At 70.1% G+C, this 1,029-nt stretch carries 2 protein-coding genes; both read right to left on the bottom strand.

What is annotated here, in order from left to right:
- On the bottom strand, positions 1–374 hold a 374-nt coding region (locus ACNPM4_RS15950; protein ID WP_448986333.1), incomplete at its 3' end, for a hypothetical protein.
- A gap of 137 nt (positions 375–511) precedes the next feature.
- A partial coding sequence (locus ACNPM4_RS15945; protein WP_448986332.1) for an MATE family efflux transporter occupies positions 512–1,029 on the bottom strand: 518 nt, incomplete at its 5' end.

Genomic DNA, 1,029 nt, shown 5'->3' with positions numbered 1-1,029 from the left:
GCGAGCGACGGCTTCGACACGACTGCCGGCGCGGTCGGGGAGACCGGCCGGGGCAGTGCATCGGCCGCCGCCTCGTTCGTCCGCCCGGCTCCGGCCGCACTCATGATGGCCCGCACGACCCCGCCGATCACGAGCATGCCCACGAGCGAGGCGCACGCCAATATCAACGGCAGCCACTGCTGCGCGAACGACGCGGTGAAGCTCATCAGCGCGCCCACGATCCATACGCCGACCGCACCCCCGACGAGCCCTCCAGAGCTCCGGATGACCGCGACCGCAGCGACGATCGCACAGGTACCGGCGATGGCCGCACCCACGTAGCCGATCGGCACCATCACCTCGGCCAAATCGTTGGCCACTCTCATTGTCGTCATGACGACCCCCCGGTCCAGCGGAAACTCCGCTACCTCGACACTAGAAGTGTGTCGCGGAAAGGCCATCCGTCTCAAGTCCCATCCGCATCATCCTGCAGACGGAGATCTCGCGGCGCCGAATCGGACGGGACGAGAGGTCAGCGGCGGCTCGGCCACCGAAGGCGACGGGCGCGGACGACGCGCAAGGGCTGGGTGACGACGGCATCCACGACCATCGAGCCGTCGGTCGGTCCGACGATCGCGATCGCCGAGGTCTCGGTGGCCTCGGCCGGTGCGACCGGAAGCCGTCCGAGCTCGCGGTGTGCCCGCACGTAGGCCGGGACCAGCAGCACGATCGCGCCCACCCAGGCGAGCGGGTTGCTCAGCGCGACGCCGTCGAACCCGATCCACGCGCCCAGCACGATGGCCGCGCCGACGCGCATCACCAGCTCGATCACCCCGGTCACGGTGGGCACGAGTGTGTGGCCGAGTCCCTGCAGTGCGCCGCGCAGCACGAACAGCATGCCCAGCGCCCAGTAGCCGCAGCCGTTGATGATGAGCATCCGGTGGGCCATGTCGACGACGTCGTCCGACCCCGCACCGATGAACAGTCGCACCATCGGCGCGCCGAACGCGATCAGCAGGCCACCGAGCACCAGACCGGCGGCGCCCCCCC

It is taken from the genome of Microbacterium umsixpiens (genome assembly GCF_053543675.1).
This window is presented reverse-complemented; position numbering and strand designations above follow the sequence as displayed.